The sequence below is a fragment of the Streptomyces sp. NPDC053069 genome (assembly GCF_044546895.1).
Lineage (GTDB): Bacteria > Actinomycetota > Actinomycetes > Streptomycetales > Streptomycetaceae > Streptomyces.
The window spans coordinates 66481-89284 of the sequence record NZ_JBITZN010000022.1; the positions used below are offsets into that span (position 1 = coordinate 66481).

Consider the following 22804-nt stretch of genomic DNA (forward strand, 5'->3'; position numbering starts at 1 on the left):
AACGTAGGACACGCACTTACCCCGTGGCCGCCGTGTGCGTCGGGCTGCCTCATGGGGCGACGACCACCGTGACGGCCGTCGGCTGTGGTCAGGCCTCGTACTCTGTGAGATCGATTCCGTACACCCGCAGCTCATGGCCCGTGTCCGGGTCTTGTGTCGTGCCCGTCGCGCGCATGCCGAGTTTGTGCAGCACGTTCGCGGACGCGGTGTCGCTGGTGCGGCAAACGGCGACGACCCCGTCCAGACCGCGGTCCTGGAGGGCGAACTCGAGCGTGGCCTGGGCCGCCTCCGACGCGTAGCCCTGCCCCCAGTACTGGCGCCCGAGCCGCCAGCCGATCGCCACCTGGTCCGCGACGACGGGCGGGGAGTCGGCGCGGTACAGGCCGACCGCTCCGGCCAGCTCCCCGGACCCGAGGAGTTCGACGGCAAAGATCCCGAAACCCTCCTCGTCCCACTCCTCCTCCCAGGCCTCGATGTCCTGGGCCGTCTCTTCGAAGGAGCGCGGCGTGCCGTCACCGACCCATCGCATCACGTCCGGGTCGGCGTGGATCTCGGACAGGGGGACGAGGTCGTCATCCAGCCAGCGGCGCAGCAGAAGACGGGGCGTGTGGATCTCGTTCATGGTCCCATCCTGCCTTGTACTTCCTTATGGTTCTCACTCACGCGTTGGCGCGTCAGTCGGCCAGGGCCAAGGTTCTGGAGAAGTTTGGCTCGCAGCGGGGCTGTGCCCGGGAGCCCGATTTCGTCGGTGAGAGCCAGGGCCTGGGTCCATGCTCGGTGAGCGGCGTCGGGGTGGGCTGCGGCGTGATGGGTGTCGCCGAGGTCGGCGAGGCTGGTGGCTTCGTGATAGCGGTCGTCGGTCTTGCGGACGAGATCGATGGCTTGCCGGTAGCAGTCGATGGCGTGCCCGTACTGGCCGAGGTGATGATGGATGTAGCCGAGGCTTCTCCAGCTCCTGACCTGGCCGTTGAGGTCCCCGAGTTCCTCGACGAGTGTGAGAGCCCGCAGGCTGTAGGAGAGTGCCGCCGACCGGTCGGCGCCGAGTCTGACGAGGTTTCGGCCGATGTGGTCGAGAGCGCCGGCTTGTCCGAGCCGGTTGTGTGCGGCCTTGTGGTGAGCCAGGGCCTGACGGGCGTGGCCGAGTGCCTTGCGGTGCTCGCCGCGGTCCGCGGACATCCTGCCGAGGTGTTTGTGGATGCGTGCCTGGCCGGCGTGGTCGCCGAGTTCCCTGAACAGGTCCAACGCGAGCGCGTAGTGGGTGCGGGCGTCGTCGGGGCCGTTCAGCTGTGTCCGGGCGAGTGCGAGGCCGCGATGGGCGTTGGCCTGCCCGGTCTTGTCGTTCCGCCGCAGTGCGGCGCTCAGGGCGGTGGTGTGGGCGGCGGCCAGCGCCGGCCAGCGTCCCTGCCGCTTGAGGAAGGTGGCGACGACCGCTGCGAGCTGCCAGGTGTGGGTCTCGAAGCCTGCCGGAGACTGCTGGATGACGGCGAGGACGACGGGGTGCTCGGCGCTGAACCAGGCCAGCACCTCCGGGCGGTCCAGGAGTTCCTCGACCACGGCTCCGGGCTGGGCGGGGGCCACGCTGATCGGGTCCCTTCTGCGGGTCAGCAGCGCGTCGGCGGCGTGGGCGGTGTGCAGGTAGTGGTCGAGCATGCGGTGCACGGCCGATCGCCGGGCGTCGTCGCTGTCGTGCGTGGTGACCAGTTCGGTGGCGTAGATGCGAAGCAAGTCATGGAAGGCGTATCGGCCCGGGGTGTGTTCGCTGAGGAGGTTGCCGCGGGTCAGTTCGGCCAGCAGGGCGCCGGCGCGGACACGTGACACGCCGGCCAGCGAGGCGGCCGCGGGCAGGGCGATGTCGGGTCCGGGGTGGAGTCCGAGGAGCCGGAAGAGCCGGGCCGCGTCGGCGGTCAGCGCCCGGTACGACGTCGAGAACACTGCCCGCACTTGGCTGGCCGGGTCCCCGCCGTCCAAAGCGTCCAGGCGGCTGCCGGCTTCGCGCAGTTCGTGGGCGAGGGCGGTGAGCGGCAGATGGGGCTGGGCGGCGGCGCGGGCGGCCGTGATCGCCAGGGCCAGCGGCAGCCCGGTGCACCGGGTGACGATCTCCTCGACAGCGGCGGGTTCGGCCGCGGTCCGGTGGGCGCCGAGACGGCTGGTCAGCAGGTCCCCAGCCTGTGTGGGGGTGAGCAGGTCCACGGTCAGCAGATGGGAGCCCTCGGTCGCGGCCAGGCCGGTGAGGAGGTTGCGGCTGGTGACCAGGGCCAGGCAGCCGGACGCGCCGGGCAGGAGCGGGCGGACGTGTTCGGCGTCGCGGGCGTTGTCCAGCACCACGAGTACCCGTCGGTCGGCCAGCAGGCTACGGTACAGGGCTGCCTGCGCTTCCAGGCCGTTCGGGACACGGGCCGGGGGCACCCCCAGGGCGTCCAGGAACCCCCGGACCGCCTCGGCCGGGCCCACCACGGAACCACCCGGGTCGAATCCGCGCAGGTTCACGTACAGCTGCCCGTCGGGGAAAGCGTCCCGTACGCGGTGGGCCCAGTGCACGGCCAGTGCGGTCTTGCCCACCCCGGCGGTGCCGGACACCGCCGAGATCACCACTGCGGCAGGGCGCGCCGACAGGGCCCCGGCCGTGCCGGGCAGGAGACGGTCGAGCTGGGCGAGTTCGCTCTTGCGGCCGGTGAAGGCCGCGACGGACAGGGGCAGCTGCGCAGGGACCGTGCTCACCTGTGCCGGGCCTTGCGGTTGCGCGACAGGAGCGGGGACGGCCTCCTGCTGGAGTACGGCGGCCTGGATGTCCTGCAGGTGCCGCCCGGGGTCGATTCCCAGCTCCCGGGCCAGTCGGCTGTGGGTGCGCCGGTAGTGGTCCAGGGCTTCAGCGGAACGGCCGCAGCGGTGCAGTGCGAGCATCAGCTGGCCTGCCAGGTGTTCATCCAGGGGGTGTGCTGCGGCGCGTGCTGACAGTTCGGGCAACAGGGCGACGTGCTGGCCCAGGCGTAATCGCACGTCGCCCAGATCGAGTTGGGCCGCCAGGCGTTCCTGGACCAGCGTATCGCGCAGCGCGTTCAGCCAGGGCGTGTCCAGGGCGGCAAAGGGTTCCGCGCGCCACAGCCGCAGGGCCTGTTCGAACAGGGCAGCGGCGCGGGTGTCGTCGCCGGCGGCACGGGCCTGAGCGGCAAGGCGACGGAAGGTGTGCATGTCCACGGTCACGGAGCGGGCGGTGGTCATGACGTAACCGCCTGGCTGCCGCGCGATGACTGCCTCGCCGGTGGCTGCCAGGGCCTGTCTCAGCCGGGAGAGATAACTGCGCAAGGTGGGGCCAGCCTGTCGCGGCGGACGGCTTCCCCAGACCCGGTCCGTCAGCTGATCGATCGTCACCGGACGTCCGACGTCGACCAGGAGAACCGCCAGCACGGCCCGCTGGCGTGCATGCCCGAGCACCACAGACCTGCCATCGATGCGGGCCTCAACGCTGCCCAGCACGCTGAATTCCACCGTCATCCCGACCGCACTCCCCACGAGGCCGCAACTCGAACGCGTCTTCATTACCCGGCCTGGACGGTCCGATTCAACGATTGTCCAACGTCTGTCCATGGTCGGCTTGGCACCGTCATGCGAGGCAGCAGGGGCTCTGCGGTTCGAATCGCCTGGCGCGATCCCCTGAACGGACAGAAAAGGACATGGGACTCGGGGCGACCCATTCTGCGTGCGGATGCCGGCACGTCGACACGGAGCGTCTTACCGACCGAAGGAGCAAAGGCAAATGACCGGGAAAACGAAGAAGACACGTGCCGCTCTGGCAGCCGTTGCGGGTGCGCTGCTGATCGCGTCGGGCACGGTTGCAACCGCGACCGAGGCCGCCGCGGTGCAGCCCGGAGCGAACGTCTCCGCCCGTATCGTGGCCACCGAGGCCGCGAGCAGCTACCACGAGATAGTGAACCTTGCCTACAACCAATGCGTGGAGGCGCCGAGAGGTGCCCTCAACGTGAGACTCCGGCTCGCCGGATGCAACGGGTCCTCAGCCCAGAAGTGGGCCTTCGTGGCCGCGCCGGCCGCCTCCACGTACTACCTCGTGAACCAGGTGGGCGGCTACTGCATGGAAGTCAACGACGGCACGGCGGACCCCGGCGAGACTGTCGACGAGTACTTCTGCAACGGGACCGCTTCGGAGCAGTGGGTGCAGAGCTTCCGTACCGTGAACGGAATCGTCTACCAGCAGTTCACGCACTCGGGCACCTCGATGTGCCTTGACACGGTCAGCGGCCCCGGAAGCCAGCTGATGCAGTGGAACTGCGATGCGGGCAACGATGCCCAGACCTGGCTCGTGAGGTAGCGCCCCTCGCGTCTCCGTCCCGCCGGGGCCGCACCCGCACGACGGCGGCCCCGGCGCCGGGGACTGTGGCCGCCGTCCGGCTCTGGCTCCGCTCGTGACCCACTGGGCATTCCTCAGACGTGGTAGAGGGCGTGGGCGCGACTCAGGCCGGCAGGCCCCTGGCCCAGGTTGAAGAAGTAGTTCACCTGCCACGCCTGGGTGCTGCGGGCCTGCCGGTTGGCCGTGGTCACCCACGGCGGATAGACGCGGAATCCGCGCTTCCCGCCGGAGCCGCCGCGGGAGACGATGTTGCGCTCGCACAACACCTCGCGCGGGAAGACGAACTGTCCGAAGCCGTCGTCGTCGCGGCTGCTGACGACGAAGAGGTCCACCCCGTCGGAGGCGTCGAAGGGCCGGATCGGCCCTTGCTCAGACCGCTGCCACACGGTGACGAACTGACCCACCTTCGCCGGGGTGGTCTTGGCCACGCGGAACCGAACCGAGCGGCCATCAAGCGTGAACGCGCAAGCCGCGTATTCGGCGCTCTCCGGTTCCGGCACCGGCAGTGAGCAGGCGAAACCGCTCGGGTCGAACACCAATGCCTTCGCCGCCAGCAGATCGGCGTGAAGCCCCGTCCACGGCTGATTCATTATCATGCCGTCAGCCTGCCATCGACTCATCGGACAGGCCCCCGGGGGCGATGACCTCGCGCTTCCTCGCGATGTTCTGGCTGTCCGGTCTGCCCGACGGCACCCCGATCTCCGACCTGGTCCGCCTGGCAAAGACCCTCAGGCCGTGTCCGGGCGCGCGGGGCCCAGCTGGACGGGGAGTTCCCGGTGCCCGTTGCTGATGAGGGAGGCCACCGGTTGCAGTTCCCCGGCCGGCACCGCGAGGGACAGGTCGGGGAAACGCTCGAACAGTTGCCGGAGGGCTTCCGTGACCTCCAGGCGGGCCAGTGGGGCGCCCAGGCAGAAGTGCACCCCGTGGCCGAAGGCCAGATGGTCCTTGACCGTGCGGGTGATGTCGAAGGTGTCGGCGTCGTCGCCGTGCCAGTCGGGGTGACGGTTGGCGGCGGCGTACGAGGCGAGGATGGCATCGCCCCGGGCGATGGTGCCTCCGTCGGGCAGCTCGATGTCGGTGACGGCGTAGCGCAGCGGCAGATGCTTGACGGCGGGTTCGTGCCGCAGCGTCTCCTCCACCACGTCGTCCCAGCCGGCCTTGCCGGTGCGGACGAGGTCGAACTGGTCGGGGTTGGTCAGCATCGCGACGACGGCCTGGTCGATGACGTTGACGGTGGTCTCGTACCCGGCGCTGATCATCAGCAACAGGGTGTCGCGGAGTTCCTCCGCGGTGAAGCCGGTGCCGTCCGACTCCTCGTCCCGGGCCGCGATGAGCAGGGAGGTCATGTCGTCGCCGGGAGCGCTGGTCTTGGTGGCGATCAGCGCGTCGAGGAGGGCGTAGAGGCGGGCGCCGTTGGTCTCGGCCTCCTCCTGGGTGAGCGTGGTGTCGAAGACACCGTCCACGAGCTTGCGGAAGTCCGCCCGCCGGTCCTCGGGTACGCCCATCAGGTGCCCGATCACGGCGATGGGCAGCGGGTAGGCCAGGCGTTCACGCAGGTCCACGACCTCCCCGGCGGGCAGCGCGGCGAGGTCCTCCACCAGCTCGGTGACCAGGGCCTCGACGGCCGGGCGCAGCTCGGCGATGCGGCGCGCGCTGAAGGCGGGGGCGACCATGCGGCGCAGACGGCGGTGGTCGGCGCCGTAGGCGGTGAACATGTTCTTCACCGCGACCCACAGGGCGAGCGGCCAGGTCGCGACCGTCCGCTCGAAGGCGGGCCAGTGCGCGCGTGCGTCCTTGGACACGTCGGGGCTGGTCAGCAGCTGCTTGAGCAGGGCTGGGTCGGTGACCGCCCAGGCCTGGACGCCGAGGATGTCCACGCGTGTGGCGGGACCCTGGGCGCGCAGGGTCTCGTGCTCCAGATGCCGGGCGGCGCCGGTGGGGTCGAGGACGAGCGGAGTGTGCTGGGGCATGGCCGTTCTCCTTATGGACAGCAGTGGCGGTGTCGGACGGCAGCGGTGCTTCAGACGACAGCGGGGAAACGGACGGGCAGCGCTTCCAGGGCGCGGTGGAACGGGCCGGGCCGCCACACCAGATCCCGCACGGGGCAGGCGAGATCGATCTCGGGAAGGGCGTCCAGCAGGCAGGCGACGGCCGTCTCGGCGATGAGGTACGCGTGGGTGCGGGCCGGGCAGGTGTGCGGACCGATGCTCCAGGACAGGTGGGCGCGGTTGCCGGTGAGCGCTCCGGCGCCGAGGCCCCCGGTGACGGCCGGGTCGTTGTTGCAGGCGGCCATGGAGATGACGACGGGCTGGTGGGCGGGGAGGAGGACGCCCTCGACGTCGATCGGGTACGGCGGGTAGCTGATGCAGTAGTTGGCCATCGGCGGGTCGGTGTACAGGACCGTGTCGAGGGCTTCCCGCACCGGCTGCCCGGCGTGCAGGCCGGCCGAGAACTGCTCATCGGTGAGGATCCTGAGCACGGTGTTGCTGATCAGGTTGGTGAGCGGCTCGATGCCCGCGCCGTACAGCGTGACGAGCTGGTGTGACATCTCCACGTCGTCCAGGCGGGCGCTGTGGGCGATCAGCCGGGAGGTGATGTCGTCCCCGGGGTACTGCCGCCGGAGCGTCACGAGGTCGAGGACGGCCTGGCCGAGGATCTCGTTGCCGCGGGCGGCGGTCTCGGCCTCCGCCTCGAAGATCTTGGCCATCCCGTCGGCGATGCGCATGCCGATCTCGTCCGGGCAGCCCAGCAGCGCGCTCAGCACCTGGAATGCGATGGGGAACGAGTACTGGGTGAGCAGGTCGGCCTGGCCGAGGTGGCGGAAGGAGCCGATCGCACCGGAGGCGACCTTCTCCACCAGGGCCCGCAGCTCATGCTGGTCGACCGCCTGGATGCTCGCGGTGTTCGCCGCCCGGTAGCGGGTGTGCTCGGCACCGGACGAGCGCAGCGCGTTGGGCCGCCACTCCATCATCGGCCGTACCGGGCAGGTCTCGGGTATGCCCTGCTGCCAGATCCGCGGGTCGGCGGGGAAGTGCAGGGGGTCGTTGAGGATGCGCCGGGCCTGGTGGAAGCCGATGACCAGGGTGGCGGGGACGCCCGGAGCGAGATCCACGGGGACCAGCGGACCGTGGACGCGGCGCATGCGCTCGTACGCGGCGTGCGGGTCGTCGGCGAACTCGGCGGCGTAGAGCGGAACTCTGGCCGACGGGCTCGTGATGCCGGGGCCGGGCGTGGTCATGGGCGGGGCTCCACAAGAGAGGCGGGGATGTGCTTGGTGGTCAGGTACTCGATGAGGGTGATGAGCGCGTACACACAGGAGCGGCGGTCCCGCGCGTCGCATTCGGTCAGCGGTGTGTCGGGCTCCAGCGCGAGCGCCTGCCGGATCTCCTCCAGGGGGTAGCGCGGCGCGTCGGGAAAGACGTTGATGACGACGGCGTACGGCGTCTGCTGCTCCTCCAGCAGGCTCAGCACCTCGTGGCAGCCGTCGAGGTTCCTGGTGTCGGCCAGGACCACCGCGCCCAGGGCTCCCTCGGTCAGCCCTTCCCACAGGGGGCGGAACCGGGTCTGGCCGGGCGTCCCGAACAGATAGAGCACCAGGCGGTCGTTCAGCAGATGGATGCGCCCGAAGTCCATGGCGACCGTCGTGGTCGTCTTGTGCGGTGTGCCGCGCAGATCGTCCACGCCGACGCTCGCCTCGGTGATCGGCTCCTCCATGCGCAGCGGTGCCACTTCGGAGACGCTGCCGACGAAAGTGGTCTTGCCGACCCCGAAGGCGCCGGCGACGACGATCTTCGCCGAGCGGTTCACGGCGGGGGCCACATAGTGGACGGCCGGCGGGTCAGACCAGTTCGCGTAGTCCACGCAGCACCTCCTGGAGCAGGTCGAGTCCTGGGCGGCCCTCCTGCACAGGGGCCGGGCTGGTCAGATGGCCACTGTCCATCAGGGCGGAGACGAGGATCCGTACGGTCGAGGGCGGCAGCTCCAGCGCGGCGGCGATGTCCGCCACGGCCAGGCCGCCCCGCCCGCCGGCGAAGAGGCGCATCACCCTGCGGGCGTCCGGCGCCAGCCTCTCGGTGGGACCGGACGCGGCGATGACCACCGTCTCCAGGCGCACATCACGGCTGGGCCGGTTCCGCCCGCCGGTGCGGACGTAGGGCCTGATCAGGTCCGGGTCGTGCCGCGGACCACTCACGTCGCGGTGCCGCCTTCCGAGACAGGGCGCCGGTCCCCGACCTCCAGCTCGTGGCCGAGCCGCGTCGCCAGCCGCACCATGTGGTGGCTGATCAGGCCGACGTCGGCGTCCGGGCCGGTCGTGACGACCGAGAGCATCGAGTTCCGCGCGGCCGCGGTGGTCAGCCCGATGCGGCCCTGCGACTCGATCAGCAACTGGCACATGCCCTTGCCGCCGACGTGCTCGTCCCACGCCTTGCCGGCGGCGCGCAGCGAGGCGGTGAGGGCGGCGAGTTTCTCCGCGTCCTCCTGGCCGATCGTCTGGGTGCGGGCCTGCAGGAGGCCGTCGCTGCTCATCAGCACGGCGTACTCGACGCCCTCGACGGCGCCGAGTTCCTGGTCGAGCAGCCATCCCAGGCTGTTGCTGTGGGTGTCGCGCATGGTCAGTTTCCTTCGGTGGGGCCGGTGTTTTCCTGAGTCTGGCGTCCCCGGCGGGTGCCCGCCGCCCAGGCGGCGGCGACGCTGGGCCGCCCCGGCACGGCCGGCGGCTCCGGCGTCGACGGTGCGGTGCCGCGTGGCCGGGCAGGGCGCTGACGGACGGTCAGCCCGCTGGCGGTGGTCGCGGCAGGCGCGGGGGAGCCGGAATCCTGGGTGGGGGAGCCGGAATCCTGGGTGGGGGGTACGGCAGCGGGTTCGAGCGCTGCGGCGGGGCGGGGCACGACGGCGGGCCTGACCGCGGTGGCGCGGGCTCCGGCGGGCTGGGCCCCGCCGGGGGAGAAGACCAGGAGGTTCTTCGGCAGAACCAGCACGGCCCGGGTGCCCTGGTAGATGTTCGGCGCGGTCAACTCGACCCGGAAGCCGTAGTTCTCGGCGAGCAGGGAGGCGACGCGCAGGCCCGTCTGCGGATGTGCGCCGAGCTGCGTGATGTCGTCGCGCTGTTTGCCGGACATGATGTCGCTGGCCCACAGCAGCCGTTCGTCGTCCATACGCAGACCGGCGTCGTCGACGATCAGGAAACAGGCGTGATGGCCCTCCTCCACCGAGACGTGCACGCGGGCGGCCGGCGGTGAGTACCGCAGGGCGTTGTCCAGCAGCAGCGCCAGGGTGTGCACGACGGCTTCGACCGCCCGGCTCTCCACCGCGATGGTGTCCGACTCGTGGTGCTCCACCCGCTGGTAGCCCTCGATGCGGCCCATGGCGGCGCGGATCACGTCGGTCAGGGAGGTGCGTGGCCAGCGCCTGGAGAGCTTGTCGCCGGCCAGCACCGCGTAGCCCTGCGCGGTCAGCAGCATCTGCTGGGCGATGTGGTCGATGTGCACCAACGTTGCGTACGCCTCGTCGTCCTGGTGGGAGCGCACACCCTTGCTGATCTCCCGGCTGAGCCGGGCCGCGCGTGCCACCACGTTGGAGGCGAAACTGCGCACGGCCGCGCGGGTCGCCTGCTGCGACTCCCGGCGCGCCTTCGCGACCTCCTGTTCCGCGGCGGACCGGACCTCGGCGATACGGTGGTCGGCGGCGGCCTGGGCGGCCTCCCGTACGTGCGTCACGGTGGCGGCCGCCTGCCCCGTCACGTCGCGCAGCCGGCCGGCAAGGGCGGTGTGGGCCAGCGGGCCGGGAAGGGCGAGGCCGGCTCCGTACTGATGGTCGGGCAGGGCGCCGGTGCCCACCGCGGGCAGCACCTCCGCGGCCAGCTGCCCGAGGACGTGCTCCACCGCACGCAACTGCTGGGTGAGTTGTTCGGTACGGCTCTGGAGCTGGTCGGCCCTGGCTCGCTCGCGCCGGTACGCACCACGGAAGCGCCACGCGGTCGCACCGGCCGCCAGAGCGACCGGGGCACTCACGGCCAGTATCAGATCGGTCATCAGGTCCTCTCCAGCGTGTCCGACGCGGCGAAAGCAGCTGTCTGGATGCGGGCATGACAGGCCAAATGTCGCGTGACCGCCGAGGGAGGCGTCGTGCACGACGAACGGACTTCGGGCGCAAGGCAGTCGGAGTGGAGGGGCCTGCCGGCTAAGGCGGAGTGAGCGGCGGGCACGGTGTCCTCCGGGGTACGCGGTCATGTCGTCCAGCAAAGTGTTCGACAAGCTCGAAACGGAAGCGCGCTGAGCCGAACGCGTCGCAGTGTAACCAGCGAGGGACAGGGCGTCGATGAGCGGCCCTCCTCAGCGGACACGGCCGAAACCACCCAACTGGGCGGAGATCGGCCCTCATTGACAAGCGGAACCCTTGAAAGACGTCCACGACCGTCCACCCCGGCCGCCGAACCCGGGCCACGATCACCGCCTGGCCGGCCTCTCCGGCGAGGAGTACGACGCACTGGTTGCCGGTGCGCCCGGCGGCTCCCGGCCGCAGGCGCGACGCTGGGGGAGCGCTGGGCGGCCATCGCCCCGGGGGCCGGCCGGACACGTCGCCGCGCCTACGACGCCGACAGCGACCCGCAGGGTCGTTCAGGGTCTGCGGCCGTGGAAGGTGCGGCGCAGGTCGCTCACCCAGGCGGCGGGGTTCTCCCAGGGGATGAAGTGGCCGCCGTGGTCGTGGGCGTTGACGTTGACGTGGTTGAACCAATCGGCCTGCGGGCCGGTCTTGAACGCCCGGACGCGCTCGTCGGCGGTGTGGATGCCGGGCGGGTTCTCGTACGTGACGAAGGTGAGGCCGACCGGGGCCTGCACGACCGGGGTGCGGTCGTGGGCGGGGGCCCAGGGGTAGCGGTTGGCGTTGGCGTAGTAACGCATCGACGTGGCGACGGAATTGTTCACCCAGTAGATCGTGGCGTGGGTGAGCAGGTCGTCCTTGGTGAAGACGGATTCCAGGTCGCCGCCGTTGTCGCTCCAGGCATGCCAGCGCTCCAGCAGCCAGGCGAGCAGTCCGGCGGGTGAGTCGCTCAGCCCGTGGGCCAGAGTGGCACCGTCCAGCATGTGCACGGCGAGGTGGGACGCCGAGCGGCGGTCCAGCTCGATGATGCGGGCGCGGACATCGGCGGGCTGGTCGTTGGTGAGGGGCCGATTCCGTGCGAAGTCCCAGGCACGGGGGCCGGTGAAGAAGTCGAGCGGCAGCCCCGAGCCGATGTGGATGCCGTACAGCTCGTCGGCGTACTTGTGGCCGAGCTGGCTGGAAACGATCCCGCCGATGTCGCAGCCCCCGGCGGCGTACTTCTCGTATCCCAGGGTCTCGGTCATCAGGGTGTGCCAGAGATCGGCGACCTTCCAGAAATTGACGTCCGAAAACCCGGTGAGCGGGCCGGGGAAACCGAAGCCGGGCAGGGACGGCACGATGACGTCGAACGCGTCGGCGGGGTCACCGCCGAACGCGGCCGGGTCGGCGAGCGGGTCGATCACCTTGGACCAGTGCCAGAACGTCCAGGGCCAGCCGTGGGTGAGGATCAACGGGATCGGGCGGGGGCCGCGGCCGGGCTTGCGCATGAAGTGCACCGGGACGCCGGCGACGCCCACCTGGTAGTGCTCGTAGACGTTGATGGCGGCCTCGGCCTTGCGCCAGTCGTAGCCGTCCCGCCAGTGGGCGACCAGCTCACGGAGATAGCTGTCCGGGACGCCGTAGGACCAGTCCTCATTCCCTTCGTCCAGCGGCGGACGGGTCCGCGCGAGACGGGCGCGCAGGTCGTCGAGGACCTCGTCGGACACATGGATCGAGATGGGTTCCAAGGGGAAGGCGCGCGAGAGGGTCATGCCGTGATTCCTAACTGGACGAGGGGAAGCGGTGCCGTCGGCATGTTGGGTGGACAGCGAGCCAGGCAAGCATGAAGCCGAGCCGGCCCGCAGGCAGGCACCGTATGCCGCCAAGCTCACCCGGCAGTGCGAGCCGGACACCCGCAGCCTGCTCGCGGCGGCGTGCGAGCGGGCCTGCAGTCCGAACGCCGATTCAGCGCTGTCGCTCTTACCGCCCCGCAGCTGGCAGAGCGGATCCGGGACGAGCGGCGCGCGGCGGCGCTCCGCCGAGCGTCGGCCTCGGGGGAGGCGGTGGTGGAGGCCGAAGCCGCCTACGGCATGTGGCCCAGGTGGCCTGTTGCTGCCGCAGCTCGACCTGCTGCCCGGCGGAGGCTTCCACGGTCGCGCCGACGGCCCCGTCAATCCAGGATTGTGGCGATGTCGCGGCGACGAAGATCGGCCAGCCCGTTCAGCATGGCCCTGATCTGCTCGGGGGAGTGCCCGACCCAGCCCTTGAGCTCCGACACGATGCGCACAGGTTCGCGCGTGCGATAGGAGCGGGTGGGGTTGCCCGGGAACTTCCTGTCGGTGACGTTGGGATCGTCTTCCAGAGGGCCGGTTGGTTCCACTACATAGATCCGCCCGGGTCCGTCGCCGGCTGCGAGCTCGGCGCCCCAGGTGGCGGCATCCAGGGTCTCGGAAACGTAGACGTGACGGGACGTGCGCCCTTCCTCAAAGTTGGATGCGTAGCCGGGGCTCAACAAATCCCCCGGAACAAGGTCTGCCTTCGTACCGTGCAGGTACGTTCCTGCCTCGTACACCTGGAAGGGGACAGGGGCGCTGGTCATGCGCTACTCCTTCAGCCTGGGCTTGGGGTAACAGGGAACCACGGCAGCTACTGGTAATCCGCGGCGGAGCCGGCATCGGATCGATCACTCCCGGAGTGGTGCTGCCTTGGACGACGTTTCTCATAGGGCACTTGGTTGGCTTTCCCCATGCCTCCGCACGCGAGCGGCGGAGGCCCTGCCGGGTCAGAGGGTCATGAAGGGCGAGTGCTCGATGAGCAGGAGCTTGCGCAGTGACGTGCGGATGCGCGACAGGACCCGGCGACGCGGCGATGCGGGTACAGGCATGGCTCCCCCAACAGCGGGTAAGGTACGCCTAGTTGCGTACCTCAAGGAAGGTACGCAACTAGGCGTACCTTGTCGAGGGGTGAAGTAATGGCAGCAGGCGAGTTGATGCACCCTCGCGCCGAGGAGTTGCAGGTAGGGCCCATCCTTTTGGCACTGGCTGACGCGAACCGGCGTCGGGTCGTGGCCGAACTGGCCGAACGGCCGGATGAAGAGCGGCTGTGCGCTTCCTTCGACCTGCCGGTGGGCAAGTCCAGTCGTACCCGTCACTGGCGAGTACTGCGCGAGGCGGGCTTGGTGTATCAGCGCGACGCCGGGAACGGCCTGTACATGCGCCTTCGCAAGGAGGACTTGGACCGCCGGTTCCCGGGCCTGATCCAGGCCGTAATCGCTGCAGATTAAGTGCGCTGAACTGCGTCAACGCGCTGTAGGGCGGCGATGGCCGATAAGGGCTGCGGCTGTGCCGACGAGGGCGAGGAAGCGTTCGACCTTGCGTTCGCAGCGGCTGGAGCCTTCGACAGCCGGCCGGCCAGGGCACGGTTCGCTCGACTGTCCAGCGACGACGGCGCAGCTGCTCGCAGTCGTCACCCTTGTCGGCGTGCAGTTCGCCGGCCGTCGGCGCCGGGGGCCGCGGCGGCTCCACCGCGCGAAGGATGCCTGATGTCGTCATGGTGGAGCGGGGACGAGGTCGGTGCCGTCCAGGCAGCCGTCAACGACCTCTGGGTGGTCCGGAGCTGGCGTAAGCCTCGCCGGACGGCAGTCACCGCAAGGCTGCCGCCATGGGTTCCCCGAACTTCACCGCGCCGCCGCACGATCCTGAACCTCCCGCCGTCGACGCCTTCCTCTCCGCCGTCGACCACGCGATGCACAGCAACACTCCGTGCCACGGTCGGCCAACTCGACCATCCGGGCTTCCTGGCGCGGCTCCGCTGGATGCTCTGCGAGGCGTTCAGCCCTTACGGCCACCACTACCCGGCGGCGGACGCAGAGCAACTGGTACGCGGCTTCCCCGATTTCCTGCGCTCCACCGGCTACTACAGCGGCGAGGAGCCGCAGCAAGTAAGTCCGGGTAGCTGAGCTCAAGCCGTGAAGGTGACGACGGCGGCCGCCCTCGTGGTCGGACGGACTGCGGCACCGGCAAGTCTCACCTGCTGATCGGAATCGGCACGGCGATGGCCGAGCCGGGCCTGCCCGTCCGCCACTTTGGCCCAAGCGTTCTTCCTTGCCGGCTTGGGTCAGCGGACGAAGGAGATCTCGGGGTAGCTCCTGCTGGGGCCGTCCAGCACAGGAGGACGCTGATGAAGCAGTGTCCGGTCGAAGAAAGCGGCAAGGTAGACGCGCTGGATCTTGATCGCACGGATCGGGTCGATCGTGCCGAACAACTGCTGGACGGTGGCCTGTGACCAACCGACCAGGGGCGCGTACTGCGGGGCCAGCACCGCGTTGTCGTAGAACGTCAGGTGGGTCGCACCGTGGAGCTGGACGTCGACCCGATATCCCTTCAGGTGCGACCACAACGTGCGCCACGACCCGTCATTGTTGCGGTTGTGGGTTCCCGAGCTGAACAGCATGAAGGGGCGGTCAAGATCCTTGCTCGGCGCCGAGCCGAAGAACTGGCCGTCCAAGTCGGCGCCGGCGTCGATCCGGTGGTCGAGCTGCATGGCGGTGTCGACCGCGCCGCCGCCCAGCGAGAAGCCGAACATCCCGATGCGGGATGTGTCCACCGCGTGGGACAGCCCGGCGGGAAGCTTGGCGTGGCCGGCGTCCGGGTCGCCTCCCTTGGCGATGGTGCCGAGCTGGTTGATGACGAAGCGGATGTCGGCGGCGCGCACCTTGAGCGTATCGGAGGAGTGCGCGCCCGCCGGCATGGTGTTGACCTCGAGCCGGCCGCCGGGGAACTGCACCTCGTTGGCGTCATGCGTGTGATCGACGGTGACGACGAGGTACCCACGGCTGGCCAGATCCTGGACGAGAGCAGTGCCCATCGCACGGTCCGAGTGCAGCCCGGTCGAGTACAACAGCACAGGCAGCTTGCCGTGCCTGGTGTCGACCGGGGCAAGGACATGGCCGGCGGTTCGCGGCAGGGTTACCTGCTGCGGCGTCAGGTTGAGCGACGTGCTGAGGAAGTGGGCACCCGCCACCGACGACATCCACGGCGCCTGATAGTGCCCGGACGGGGAGGAGGTGGGGTACCACAAGGACACCATCAACTCGCGTGCACGATTGCCCGGAACGTACGGATCCGTACGAGACTTGTCGATGAGATGCAGGCCGACCATGCCCACCGAGGAACGACCGGTCGGTGCCGGAAGAGTGAGCTGCAGGGGCGAAGGGTCGGCTTTGCTGCGCGGAGCCGGGTGGACGTCCTTGCGGTCGACACGGACATCGTCGTTCTCAGGCGCCCAGGGCGCGTACCCGTTGGAACCGGCTGTTGTCGAGGTGGCGGAAGGCTTCTCGGCTGCTGCTGCCGGCGCCACCCCTGCGCCCAACACGATGGCCAGCGCGCCCGCCGCACCGATCGCTTTGGCTATCGCTCTATGGCGGTCGCGCGGTCGACGTTGCTGCATGGGATCCCCCTGAGTAGGTCAGAGTTCGTGGGAACCGTAGATCATTTTTCGGCACACCGTACACGACCTCTGCCTGGCTCGACCCCACACAGATCACGGCACGCGCCGAAGCCTACTCAGGCGCTCACCACACCCCTCCATCGGCGACCTGCTGATGCGAACACCCTGCAGCGGGGGTGACGGCTCGGACGATGCCGCGCAGTTCGAGGTCGCTTTCGACCAGGACGCTGGTGGTCATCCGTTCCGGGGCCGCCGGCCAGGGCCGGCGTGGACATGCATCTGCCAACGACCCAACTGCACGAGCCCGATGCTGCTGAGCCAGGACAGCTCATCGTGGCGCGCTCATCCGGCTCGGTTTCGTCCTTGCTTGCGGTACCCGTCCAAGACGTCCTGGCGGAGCAGGTAACCGAAGCCGGCGGACTCCAGTCGCAGTCCCAGCTGAGCCTCACCGATACCAAGATCGACCGCGGTGTCCGCCAGGTGCCAGTCGTTGGCGGCAAGCCTGCTGAGCAGGTGACCGCGACGCACCTGGTTCTCCGACAGGCGAAACGTCTTGAGGTAGGCGATCCTGCCCCCGTCGTCGGTGATGGCCTCACCGATGTGGTTCTCCTGCTTGGGGCGGAACGGCGGCAGGAAGCGGGAGAGCGTGAAGCGTCCCATCCGGTAGACCGACTGCCAGGTGTATGCGTGTTCCAGCAGGCCGGTCGCCATGGTCGTGTCGTGGAAACGCGTCCAGGCGTCTTCCTGTTCGGCAACTGCCGTACGCAGGTCGGTCAGGGAGCGGATCTGAAGGTCAGGTATGCGGGCCCGGAAGTCCGGCACCGGCGGCATCAGCGTGGCGTAGTGGTGGATCAGCTCGCCGTACAGATCCTGCAGGAGCGTTGGGTGAAGTGCACGATAGTCGTCGGGATGCGGGACCATGAACGCGGCAGCGAGCGCGTCGGCGACGTAGACCATCACGCCACACTGGTTGGGGTGGATCTCGAAGACGCGCAGTGCGTCGGTGAGCCCGCGTACTTCGGCACCCACATAGGCTTCCTCGACGCGAGGAGAGAGCCCTTGGCGGATCGCACGCTGCGACCACTCTTCCCAGGCGAGGGAGGGGCCGCCGAAGTGCAGTGCCAGGTAGCCTTCCAGCGCCAGGTGCATGGGGAGGAACCGCAGCCGGTCCTTGGCTTGACGGCGGGCCATCCTACGGTGGAAGCGCAGCGCCATCGTGGCGGCGGGAGCCGAGTTGGCGTCGGCGGAAAGCTGCGTGCCGTAGGCGGCTGCCGGCGTGCCGTCATCAGTCCACGTGGCGACGAATCCGTGCGGGATGTAGGAGATGTAAGCATGGCGGGGGCCGACCTCGACCAGCCCGGCCGCATCACCATAGAGCTGCGAGCGCAGACGGAGGTCGTCGACAGGTTCGTCACGCACGAGCGGTACCAGTCGGACGGCATTCCAGACCTGGGAGGGGCGGGTGGCCAGACCAGTCAGGTCCAGTGTGGTCATCGCGCCCGCTCCTGGTGGTGTTCGTCCATCATTCGGGCCGCCCGGGTGTCCATGTAAGCGATCAGTTCGGCCAGGCCGGTCCGGCCTTCCGCGAACTGGGCGAGTTCCACCAGTGCGGGAAGGTCCTCGGCGTCGCGGATACCCGCGGTGGGCACCGTCGCCGACAGCCGACGCACATCGAAATCGGCCGCATCGTAGACCGGGTTGAGATGCACGACGCTGGTGCGACGTTCGGGGTCGAGCCGGGTCCGCCAGATGCGCAGCACCTCGGCCGCCAGGCCGGGAGGCGCGTTGTCCCATCCGTCGGAGACGATCACCAGCCTGGACGGGGCGGTGTCCAACGCGTCGAGGATCCGCCGGCCAACCGGCGTCGGCCCGTACGGATAGGTCAGCAGTGCGTCAGTCCGGCCAGACGTCCACAGCCCGGTGTAGTCGCCGGCAAGAGCCGCGAGCAGGTAATGGCAGGCCAGGGCCACGGCCAGCGGCCGACGACGCTTGTGAACCGAGCCGAAGGCGGAAAAGCTGTCGTCCAGGACGGCGGTGACCTTGCCCCAGCTGCCCCGGTGGAAGCCGGCCACCCGGCCGGCGGCCGATTCCAGGGCGTGGGTCAACTCGGCACGCCGGCGCCGACGGTCCTCGACCGGCAGCGAAAGCACATAAGTCGCCAAGCGGGTCAGCGGCATCCCCGCCAGGTCCGCTTGTACCCCTGCGGTCCCACGTTTGTGCGCGGACTCCTGCAGCCGCAAGGTCTCCAGGCGGGTCAGCCGGGGAGCTATGCGCTCCAGGAAGACGTCCCGGGGAATGCCGTACTTGGCGGCGAAGCCCTCGGCAACCGTATAGGGCAGCTCATACAGGGCGGCCTGCTCGTAGTGCGCGCGGCGCCACGTCTCCAAGAGGGGTGTGTCATAGTGCGGGCGGGCCAGCGGCGCGAACAGGAACGTCCCCAGCTCTTCGGTGGCGGGGGCCAGGTGTGCATGGCGGAGGGCTCGCTTGAGGCCGCTGCGGTACTTCACCGCGTCGAACGCCAGGTCCTGGCGGGCGGACAGCCAGTCACGCATGATCGCGCGGCTGCGACGGTTGTTCACCCTGGCCCGGCGCAGGGCATCGAACAGTCCGTACACGCGTTGCGGCGGCAGCGTCGCAAGTCGGGACGCGATCAGGCGGCCCTCGCTGCGGCGCTGGTCGGCAGTGGCCTCACTGCTGGTCTCCAGCAGCCGTCGGATGATGAGGACTGCGTTGTAGTCGTTGATGTCGAGCGCAAGGACCCCGGCGTACAGGTCACGATAGTTCCCCAGCATGTATGCATGGAGAAAGTCCAAGGACAGCCGCTGCTCGCCCGCGTCGCTGTGGAATTCACGCTGGCCAGTGGAGGTGATCGCAGCGTTGACGAAGAGCAGCACATCGTCGGCTGCGACGAGGTCCCCGTACGAATCCATCCACATCTTTCCCCGAGAGTGCTGATGCCGGCCGGGGAATGGGGGCACGAGCTGCGAATCATTGCTTTACAGGCAGGTTCCGGAAGTCGCACCGGAGTCCCGCGGCCGGCCACAGGACCGTAACAGAGCAGGCCACAAGCCCTCTACTGACTTCTCCCGGCCCAGGACTACCAGGCACCTACGAGAACACCATGGCGATGGTCAAGTCGAGGTTGTGGGTTGCCGTGGCGCGGTGCTGGGGCATACTGGCGGCTCACCGGTGCAACAAAATGTTTAAGGAGGGATGTTGGCAGCCTGTTTCAGGACGGTCACCGAGGTGGGAGAGGCGCATCTTGCCCAAGCGCAAGCCTTGGGACGTGCCTTCCAGGAGGCGATCGCGCCCGCCACCGTCAACTACGACTTCGGTCACATTCGCGATGCCGCTGCAGGGCTTCCCAACAGTGACATCGTCAAGATGGTCCGTGGGTGGGGCCTTCAAGAGGAGGCGCCCATCCTGGTGATGGCGCTCTCCCTCAAGGAGGCGGTGCGCCAGGCGCTCCCGCCCGAGGCGGCTCAGGCGTCGTTCTGGGAGACCATCGAGCGTGAACTCATGGACGCTTTCACCGGTCTCGCGGCGCAGGAGGGCGAACCGGGACTGGCTTACTACGAGGAGGGGCCGGACCACACGAGCTACTACCGCGATTTGTTCTTCGCCCTCCAGGATGAGGAAGCCGGCGCATACCTGTACACCGTTGCTTTCTGCGCCGACGTCACCGTCGGCTTCGGCAAGTCACGAGTGGGGAACCTGAGCCTCACCGACACCGCACCGTTCGCGGTCCGGCTCAACGCGATCGTCGTGCGGCAGAAGCTCGCGAACGTGGCCTGACCCTCCGGACACTTCTCGCCGCTTCCTTTCGGGCCGTCCCATGTATGTCCTGCGGCCGGTCCCCCCCGCAGGTCTCCACGACCAATCACGGCCCGCCGTCCCGGGCCGCGACCTCGCACATCGCTGTGCGGCGGTGACAGCCGCCTGGCAGGGTAGTCCGCGCGGCGGCCATTCGAGGGCCGGATCCTACTGAGCGTACCGAGCAGCCCTCCCCCGGGGGCCCCGAGCCGCATGGGACTTGGGCCACAGCCGCGGGATCAGGTACGAGCCGCCGAGGCGAAGGCGGCGATGCGCACCGTGCCACGCTCGCCGCGCCAGGCGAGGTCGCCTGCCGGAGTGATGTCCGGGCAGGCGAGCCGGACCTGAAGAAGCCGTCGGCTGCTGAGGGCGCTGAAGGGTTGGAGAGGAGCCACCTCTACCCTGCCTGTGAACCGGCCACCCACTTGGCTTCGCCAACAACATCGCCGTGACCCGATGGCCACTGACCCGCCGCTGGCGCTGCAAGGACAATCACCACGCCGATCTCACCGAGCTGTCACCGCTCCTGCGCCGCACACGTGCAGCTCCAACTACTCGCCGACCACGACAGCCTGGCAACCCGCCGGCGACTGCCAGACGTACGGACCCTGAAATACGAACCCGACTGCAGTGACGCCGCCTGCGCACCGGAAGCGACCGCCGCCATCACCGAGATGGTGACCAGCCTCAACGAGCTCCTCGACACCGCGCCTGCGGCCACCACGGGCGCTGGCACTGCCGGGCTCGCTCAAGCACGAACGCAGGGGCGCGCCGTCCCAGACGCACTCGCCGTAACGCGCCACACCCAGGCGATAAGCCAACCGGCCAATTGAAACGGTGACTGTCTCTCCGGCAGCCGATCAGGCTCTGTCAAACAGGCCATCTCGGTGCGTGCACCGTGAGGCAGCACGGTGGTCATACGACAACAGTTACGAGGTAGTGACAATCGGGGGCCAACTTCTTAGCGCGGCGACCGCTCTTCTTCGGTGAAAACGCGGCAATTAGGCGGCACGCAACCCTAGTTGGTGCAAAGGGAACCAAGAAATCCAAGGAGACCCGAGCATGAAGCGTGGTATGAAGCGGCTCGCGGCAGTCGGTGCGCTGGGCCTGGCCTCAGCAGCACTGGCGGTATCCCCGGCGTTCGCGAAGAGCGACATCTCGATTCAGGCCACCCCTCACACCGCGCATGCTGGCCAGGTGGTGAAGGTACACGGCCAGGGTGACGACGACGCCGAGCGGTACACCATGCTCGTCATACAGGAGCGGTCCGGAAAACCCGGCCACTGGGGCCACTGGTACGCGATCGCGCGGAGCTTCGACTTCGATGTGCGCGCCAAGGCCAAGGTCACGCACACGGGCGAGCTGCAGTTTCGTTCAGTGCTGTACTCGACCGATAAGCACCACCAGCACGCGAAGACGGACCGTATCTCCACGCCAGTGACCGTCCACGTCGTCCGCTAGCTGACACAAGAGCACCGCACGCTGATCGACGCTTTCCCCTGAACGACACGCCGTTCCGGGGAAGGCAGCCCAAGCAGGCACGGTCCTGCTTGAAGGCAGGTCCAGGTCGCCTTCGGATGTTGTCGGCACCGCAGTGCGTCCGGTGTCGAAATACGACCCGAACCAGGTAGCTGACCAGGGTTTCTCCGGACGCTGTGGCCTTCGTCTGATCATGTCCTCCGTCCCTGGTGCACACATGATGACGACGAAGGCCATGACGGTGAGTCTGCTGTTTGAAGCTGTTCCAGTGGGGGTGTTCGCGGAAACCTCATGCTTCCGGGACGACTCATTCGACTGCCGGGCCGCGCTCCGGGACGAACTGTTCGAGCCTGCGGACGCGTTGCTGTGCGCCGACAGGCCGGTGCCCCGGCTGCGGCAGACTCCGCCACCCGACGTGCCGACCAGCCCGGACCGCCTGTTCTGTCACGTCTATGGCCGCAGCAGGCGGTCGTCGGACCAGTTCGTACCCGGCTGGCCGTACTCGTTCGTGGCCGCACTCGAGTCGGGCCGGACCTCGTGGTGCCAGCGCCTGGACACCGTCCAGACGGATGCGCACGGGCCGGGTGATGCACGAGCCCGTCCCGCTACCGTGGATCTCCCCGTCACAGGGCGGGCGGCGACGACGCAGATCACCGACAGGTACGGCACCGCCCACGCGATGGCCTGGGACCGCATCCACCCCGGCTTTGCCACCCGTTCCGCGCGGATCGCGCACCCCGGAGCGAAGAGCGTTCGGAATCCTTCAGCCGCGGGTCGAGGCAGGCCGCCAGTGCGCGCGTAGTGCCTCAGCTGCCGCGCCGGCCTGGGCCCCGCCCGCCCGGTAGGCCGCCTTCCACGCTTCAGGGTCGCTCTGCTCGGCGTCCAGGAGGCGCACCGCGGCCGGATCGGGGGCCAGGATGTGGGCACCGTCGGCCGTGGGGTGTGGGTGGCGGTGGGCGAGTGGGTCGACCACCACCATCGTGCGGGCATCGCGCGCCAGATCGGTGTTGGTGCCGGCTCGCAGGGCGCCGTCCAGGTAGCGGCGGCCGTCGACGGTGACAGGCGGCTCGATCCCAGGGAAAGCGCTGGACGCGGCGACCGCGCGAACCAGTGGGACGCCCGCGGCGGCGTCCCACACGATCGGCTCGCCGCTCTCGGCGTCAACGGCAGGGATCAGCAGAGGGCGTTGCGGCCAACTGTCGGCGGCGATCAGTGCGGCCCGCTGGGCGATCAGCTGGCTCTCCGCCTCCGCGTCGACCGTCTCCAGGGCGATGCGGCCCACCCGGCGACGGGCATCGGCAGGGTCCAGGCCCGGGTCGCCGAGGACCGCGAACACCGCGCCCGTCACTGCCGGGTCGGGGCGGTACGGCGCGGACGAAGCGTTGGCGGAGCGCCGGACGGGGACGGTGGCGAGGCGGGCGGGGTCCTGCCCGGTGGCGATGACTGCGCCGACGATCGCCCCGGCTGAGGTGCCCACGATGAGGTCGGCCTCAGCCAGGTCAACCCCGAAGCTGCGTAGGCCCGCCGTCAGTCCGGCTGTCCATGCGGCGCCAAGGCGCCCGCCGGGCCCCAGGACCAGTGCCCGGTCGAGGTCGTGCATGCCGTCGGTATCCATGGCTC

Annotated in this window: 21 protein-coding genes and 1 pseudogene; 6 read left to right on the forward strand and 16 right to left on the reverse strand. The window is 69.3% G+C overall.

Annotation, left to right across the window (positions count from 1 at the left end):
• Nucleotides 1–88 precede the first annotated feature (88 nt).
• Complete coding sequence (locus ACIGXP_RS36755) at nt 89–622, reverse strand: GNAT family N-acetyltransferase (protein WP_399775891.1); 534 nt, start codon at nt 620–622, stop codon at nt 89–91.
• A complete protein-coding gene (locus ACIGXP_RS36760; RefSeq protein WP_399775893.1) occupies nt 619–3492 on the reverse strand; it encodes a BTAD domain-containing putative transcriptional regulator in 2874 nt (957 codons plus the stop codon). Before ACIGXP_RS36760 ends, ACIGXP_RS36755 begins: the two co-directional genes overlap by 4 nt.
• 262 nt (nt 3493–3754) lie before the next feature.
• Here ACIGXP_RS36760 and ACIGXP_RS36765 point away from each other — a divergent pair, with 262 nt between their 5' ends.
• On the forward strand, nt 3755–4324 hold the full coding sequence (locus tag ACIGXP_RS36765; RefSeq protein WP_399775895.1) for an RICIN domain-containing protein: 570 nt from the start codon (nt 3755–3757) through the stop codon (nt 4322–4324).
• Nucleotides 4325–4437: 113 nt separating this feature from the next.
• On the opposite strand, the gene ACIGXP_RS36770 is transcribed toward ACIGXP_RS36765, so the two are convergent.
• The 9 genes from ACIGXP_RS36770 to arr all read right to left on the reverse strand — a co-directional run bounded on the left by ACIGXP_RS36770 (nt 4438) and on the right by arr (nt 13043).
• Complete coding sequence (locus ACIGXP_RS36770; RefSeq protein WP_399776027.1) at nt 4438–4959, reverse strand: MepB family protein; 522 nt, start codon at nt 4957–4959, stop codon at nt 4438–4440.
• Nucleotides 4960–5091: 132 nt separating this feature from the next.
• Entirely contained in the window at nt 5092–6333 is a 1242-nt protein-coding gene (locus ACIGXP_RS36775) for a cytochrome P450 (RefSeq protein ID WP_399775897.1), read from the reverse strand.
• A 50-nt stretch (nt 6334–6383) separates the two neighbouring features.
• Nucleotides 6384–7601: a cytochrome P450 gene (locus tag ACIGXP_RS36780; RefSeq protein WP_399775899.1), complete on the reverse strand. Its 1218-nt coding sequence runs from the start codon at nt 7599–7601 to the stop codon at nt 6384–6386.
• The gene (locus tag ACIGXP_RS36785; protein ID WP_363219730.1) at nt 7598–8224 is read right to left on the reverse strand and encodes an ATP/GTP-binding protein; all 627 of its coding nucleotides are present in this window, start codon (nt 8222–8224) and stop codon (nt 7598–7600) included. Before ACIGXP_RS36785 ends, ACIGXP_RS36780 begins: the two co-directional genes overlap by 4 nt.
• Nucleotides 8202–8555 (reverse strand): DUF742 domain-containing protein, encoded by a 354-nt coding sequence (locus tag ACIGXP_RS36790; RefSeq protein ID WP_363219731.1) that lies wholly within the window; start codon nt 8553–8555, stop codon nt 8202–8204. The genes ACIGXP_RS36785 and ACIGXP_RS36790 overlap by 23 nt, the downstream gene beginning before the upstream one ends.
• Nucleotides 8552–8974 carry a roadblock/LC7 domain-containing protein gene (locus tag ACIGXP_RS36795; protein ID WP_363219732.1) on the reverse strand — a complete coding sequence of 141 codons (423 nt, stop codon included), beginning with the start codon at nt 8972–8974 and terminating at the stop codon, nt 8552–8554. Before ACIGXP_RS36795 ends, ACIGXP_RS36790 begins: the two co-directional genes overlap by 4 nt.
• A gap of 2 nt (nt 8975–8976) precedes the next feature.
• Nucleotides 8977–10395 (reverse strand): ATP-binding protein, encoded by a 1419-nt coding sequence (locus ACIGXP_RS36800; protein WP_399775902.1) that lies wholly within the window; start codon nt 10393–10395, stop codon nt 8977–8979.
• 585 nt (nt 10396–10980) lie between these two features.
• Nucleotides 10981–12216, reverse strand: coding sequence for an epoxide hydrolase family protein (locus ACIGXP_RS36805; protein ID WP_399775904.1), 1236 nt, complete (start codon nt 12214–12216; stop codon nt 10981–10983).
• Between the two features lie 398 nt (nt 12217–12614).
• Nucleotides 12615–13043: an NAD(+)--rifampin ADP-ribosyltransferase gene (gene arr / locus ACIGXP_RS36810; protein ID WP_399775906.1), complete on the reverse strand. Its 429-nt coding sequence runs from the start codon at nt 13041–13043 to the stop codon at nt 12615–12617.
• A gap of 372 nt (nt 13044–13415) precedes the next feature.
• Here arr and ACIGXP_RS36815 point away from each other — a divergent pair, with 372 nt between their 5' ends.
• Complete coding sequence (locus ACIGXP_RS36815; protein WP_399775908.1) at nt 13416–13727, forward strand: ArsR/SmtB family transcription factor; 312 nt, start codon at nt 13416–13418, stop codon at nt 13725–13727.
• A 258-nt stretch (nt 13728–13985) separates the two neighbouring features.
• Nucleotides 13986–14402: a hypothetical protein gene (locus tag ACIGXP_RS36820; protein WP_399775910.1), complete on the forward strand. Its 417-nt coding sequence runs from the start codon at nt 13986–13988 to the stop codon at nt 14400–14402.
• A gap of 158 nt (nt 14403–14560) precedes the next feature.
• Here ACIGXP_RS36820 and ACIGXP_RS36825 read toward each other — a convergent pair whose 3' ends face one another.
• From ACIGXP_RS36825 to ACIGXP_RS36835, 3 genes are all read right to left on the reverse strand, one after another.
• Entirely contained in the window at nt 14561–15892 is a 1332-nt protein-coding gene (locus tag ACIGXP_RS36825; protein ID WP_399775912.1) for an alpha/beta hydrolase family protein, read from the reverse strand.
• Between the two features lie 342 nt (nt 15893–16234).
• Nucleotides 16235–17386, reverse strand: a complete 1152-nt coding sequence (locus ACIGXP_RS36830; RefSeq protein WP_399775914.1) for an ARPP-2 domain-containing protein — start codon at nt 17384–17386, stop codon at nt 16235–16237.
• Complete coding sequence (locus tag ACIGXP_RS36835; protein WP_399775916.1) at nt 17383–18822, reverse strand: hypothetical protein; 1440 nt, start codon at nt 18820–18822, stop codon at nt 17383–17385. Before ACIGXP_RS36835 ends, ACIGXP_RS36830 begins: the two co-directional genes overlap by 4 nt.
• A 283-nt stretch (nt 18823–19105) precedes the next feature.
• Between ACIGXP_RS36835 and ACIGXP_RS36840 the strand changes: the two genes are divergently transcribed.
• Nucleotides 19106–19687: a Type-2Aa cytolytic delta-endotoxin gene (locus ACIGXP_RS36840; RefSeq protein ID WP_399775918.1), complete on the forward strand. Its 582-nt coding sequence runs from the start codon at nt 19106–19108 to the stop codon at nt 19685–19687.
• A 257-nt stretch (nt 19688–19944) separates the two neighbouring features.
• Here the strand turns inward: ACIGXP_RS36840 and ACIGXP_RS36845 are convergent, their stop codons facing one another.
• Nucleotides 19945–20100, reverse strand: a complete 156-nt coding sequence (locus tag ACIGXP_RS36845) for a hypothetical protein (protein ID WP_363220789.1) — start codon at nt 20098–20100, stop codon at nt 19945–19947.
• A gap of 667 nt (nt 20101–20767) precedes the next feature.
• Here ACIGXP_RS36845 and ACIGXP_RS36850 point away from each other — a divergent pair.
• Together ACIGXP_RS36850 and ACIGXP_RS36855 are read left to right on the forward strand one after the other, a co-directional pair.
• The gene (locus ACIGXP_RS36850; protein ID WP_399775921.1) at nt 20768–21166 is read left to right on the forward strand and encodes a hypothetical protein; all 399 of its coding nucleotides are present in this window, start codon (nt 20768–20770) and stop codon (nt 21164–21166) included.
• 253 nt (nt 21167–21419) lie between these two features.
• Nucleotides 21420–21926: pseudogene (locus tag ACIGXP_RS36855) on the forward strand (transposase); the annotation flags it as partial.
• Nucleotides 21927–21947: 21 nt separating this feature from the next.
• Here ACIGXP_RS36855 and ACIGXP_RS36860 read toward each other — a convergent pair.
• On the reverse strand, nt 21948–22799 hold the full coding sequence (locus ACIGXP_RS36860; protein ID WP_399775923.1) for a patatin-like phospholipase family protein: 852 nt from the start codon (nt 22797–22799) through the stop codon (nt 21948–21950).
• Nucleotides 22800–22804 lie beyond the last annotated feature (5 nt).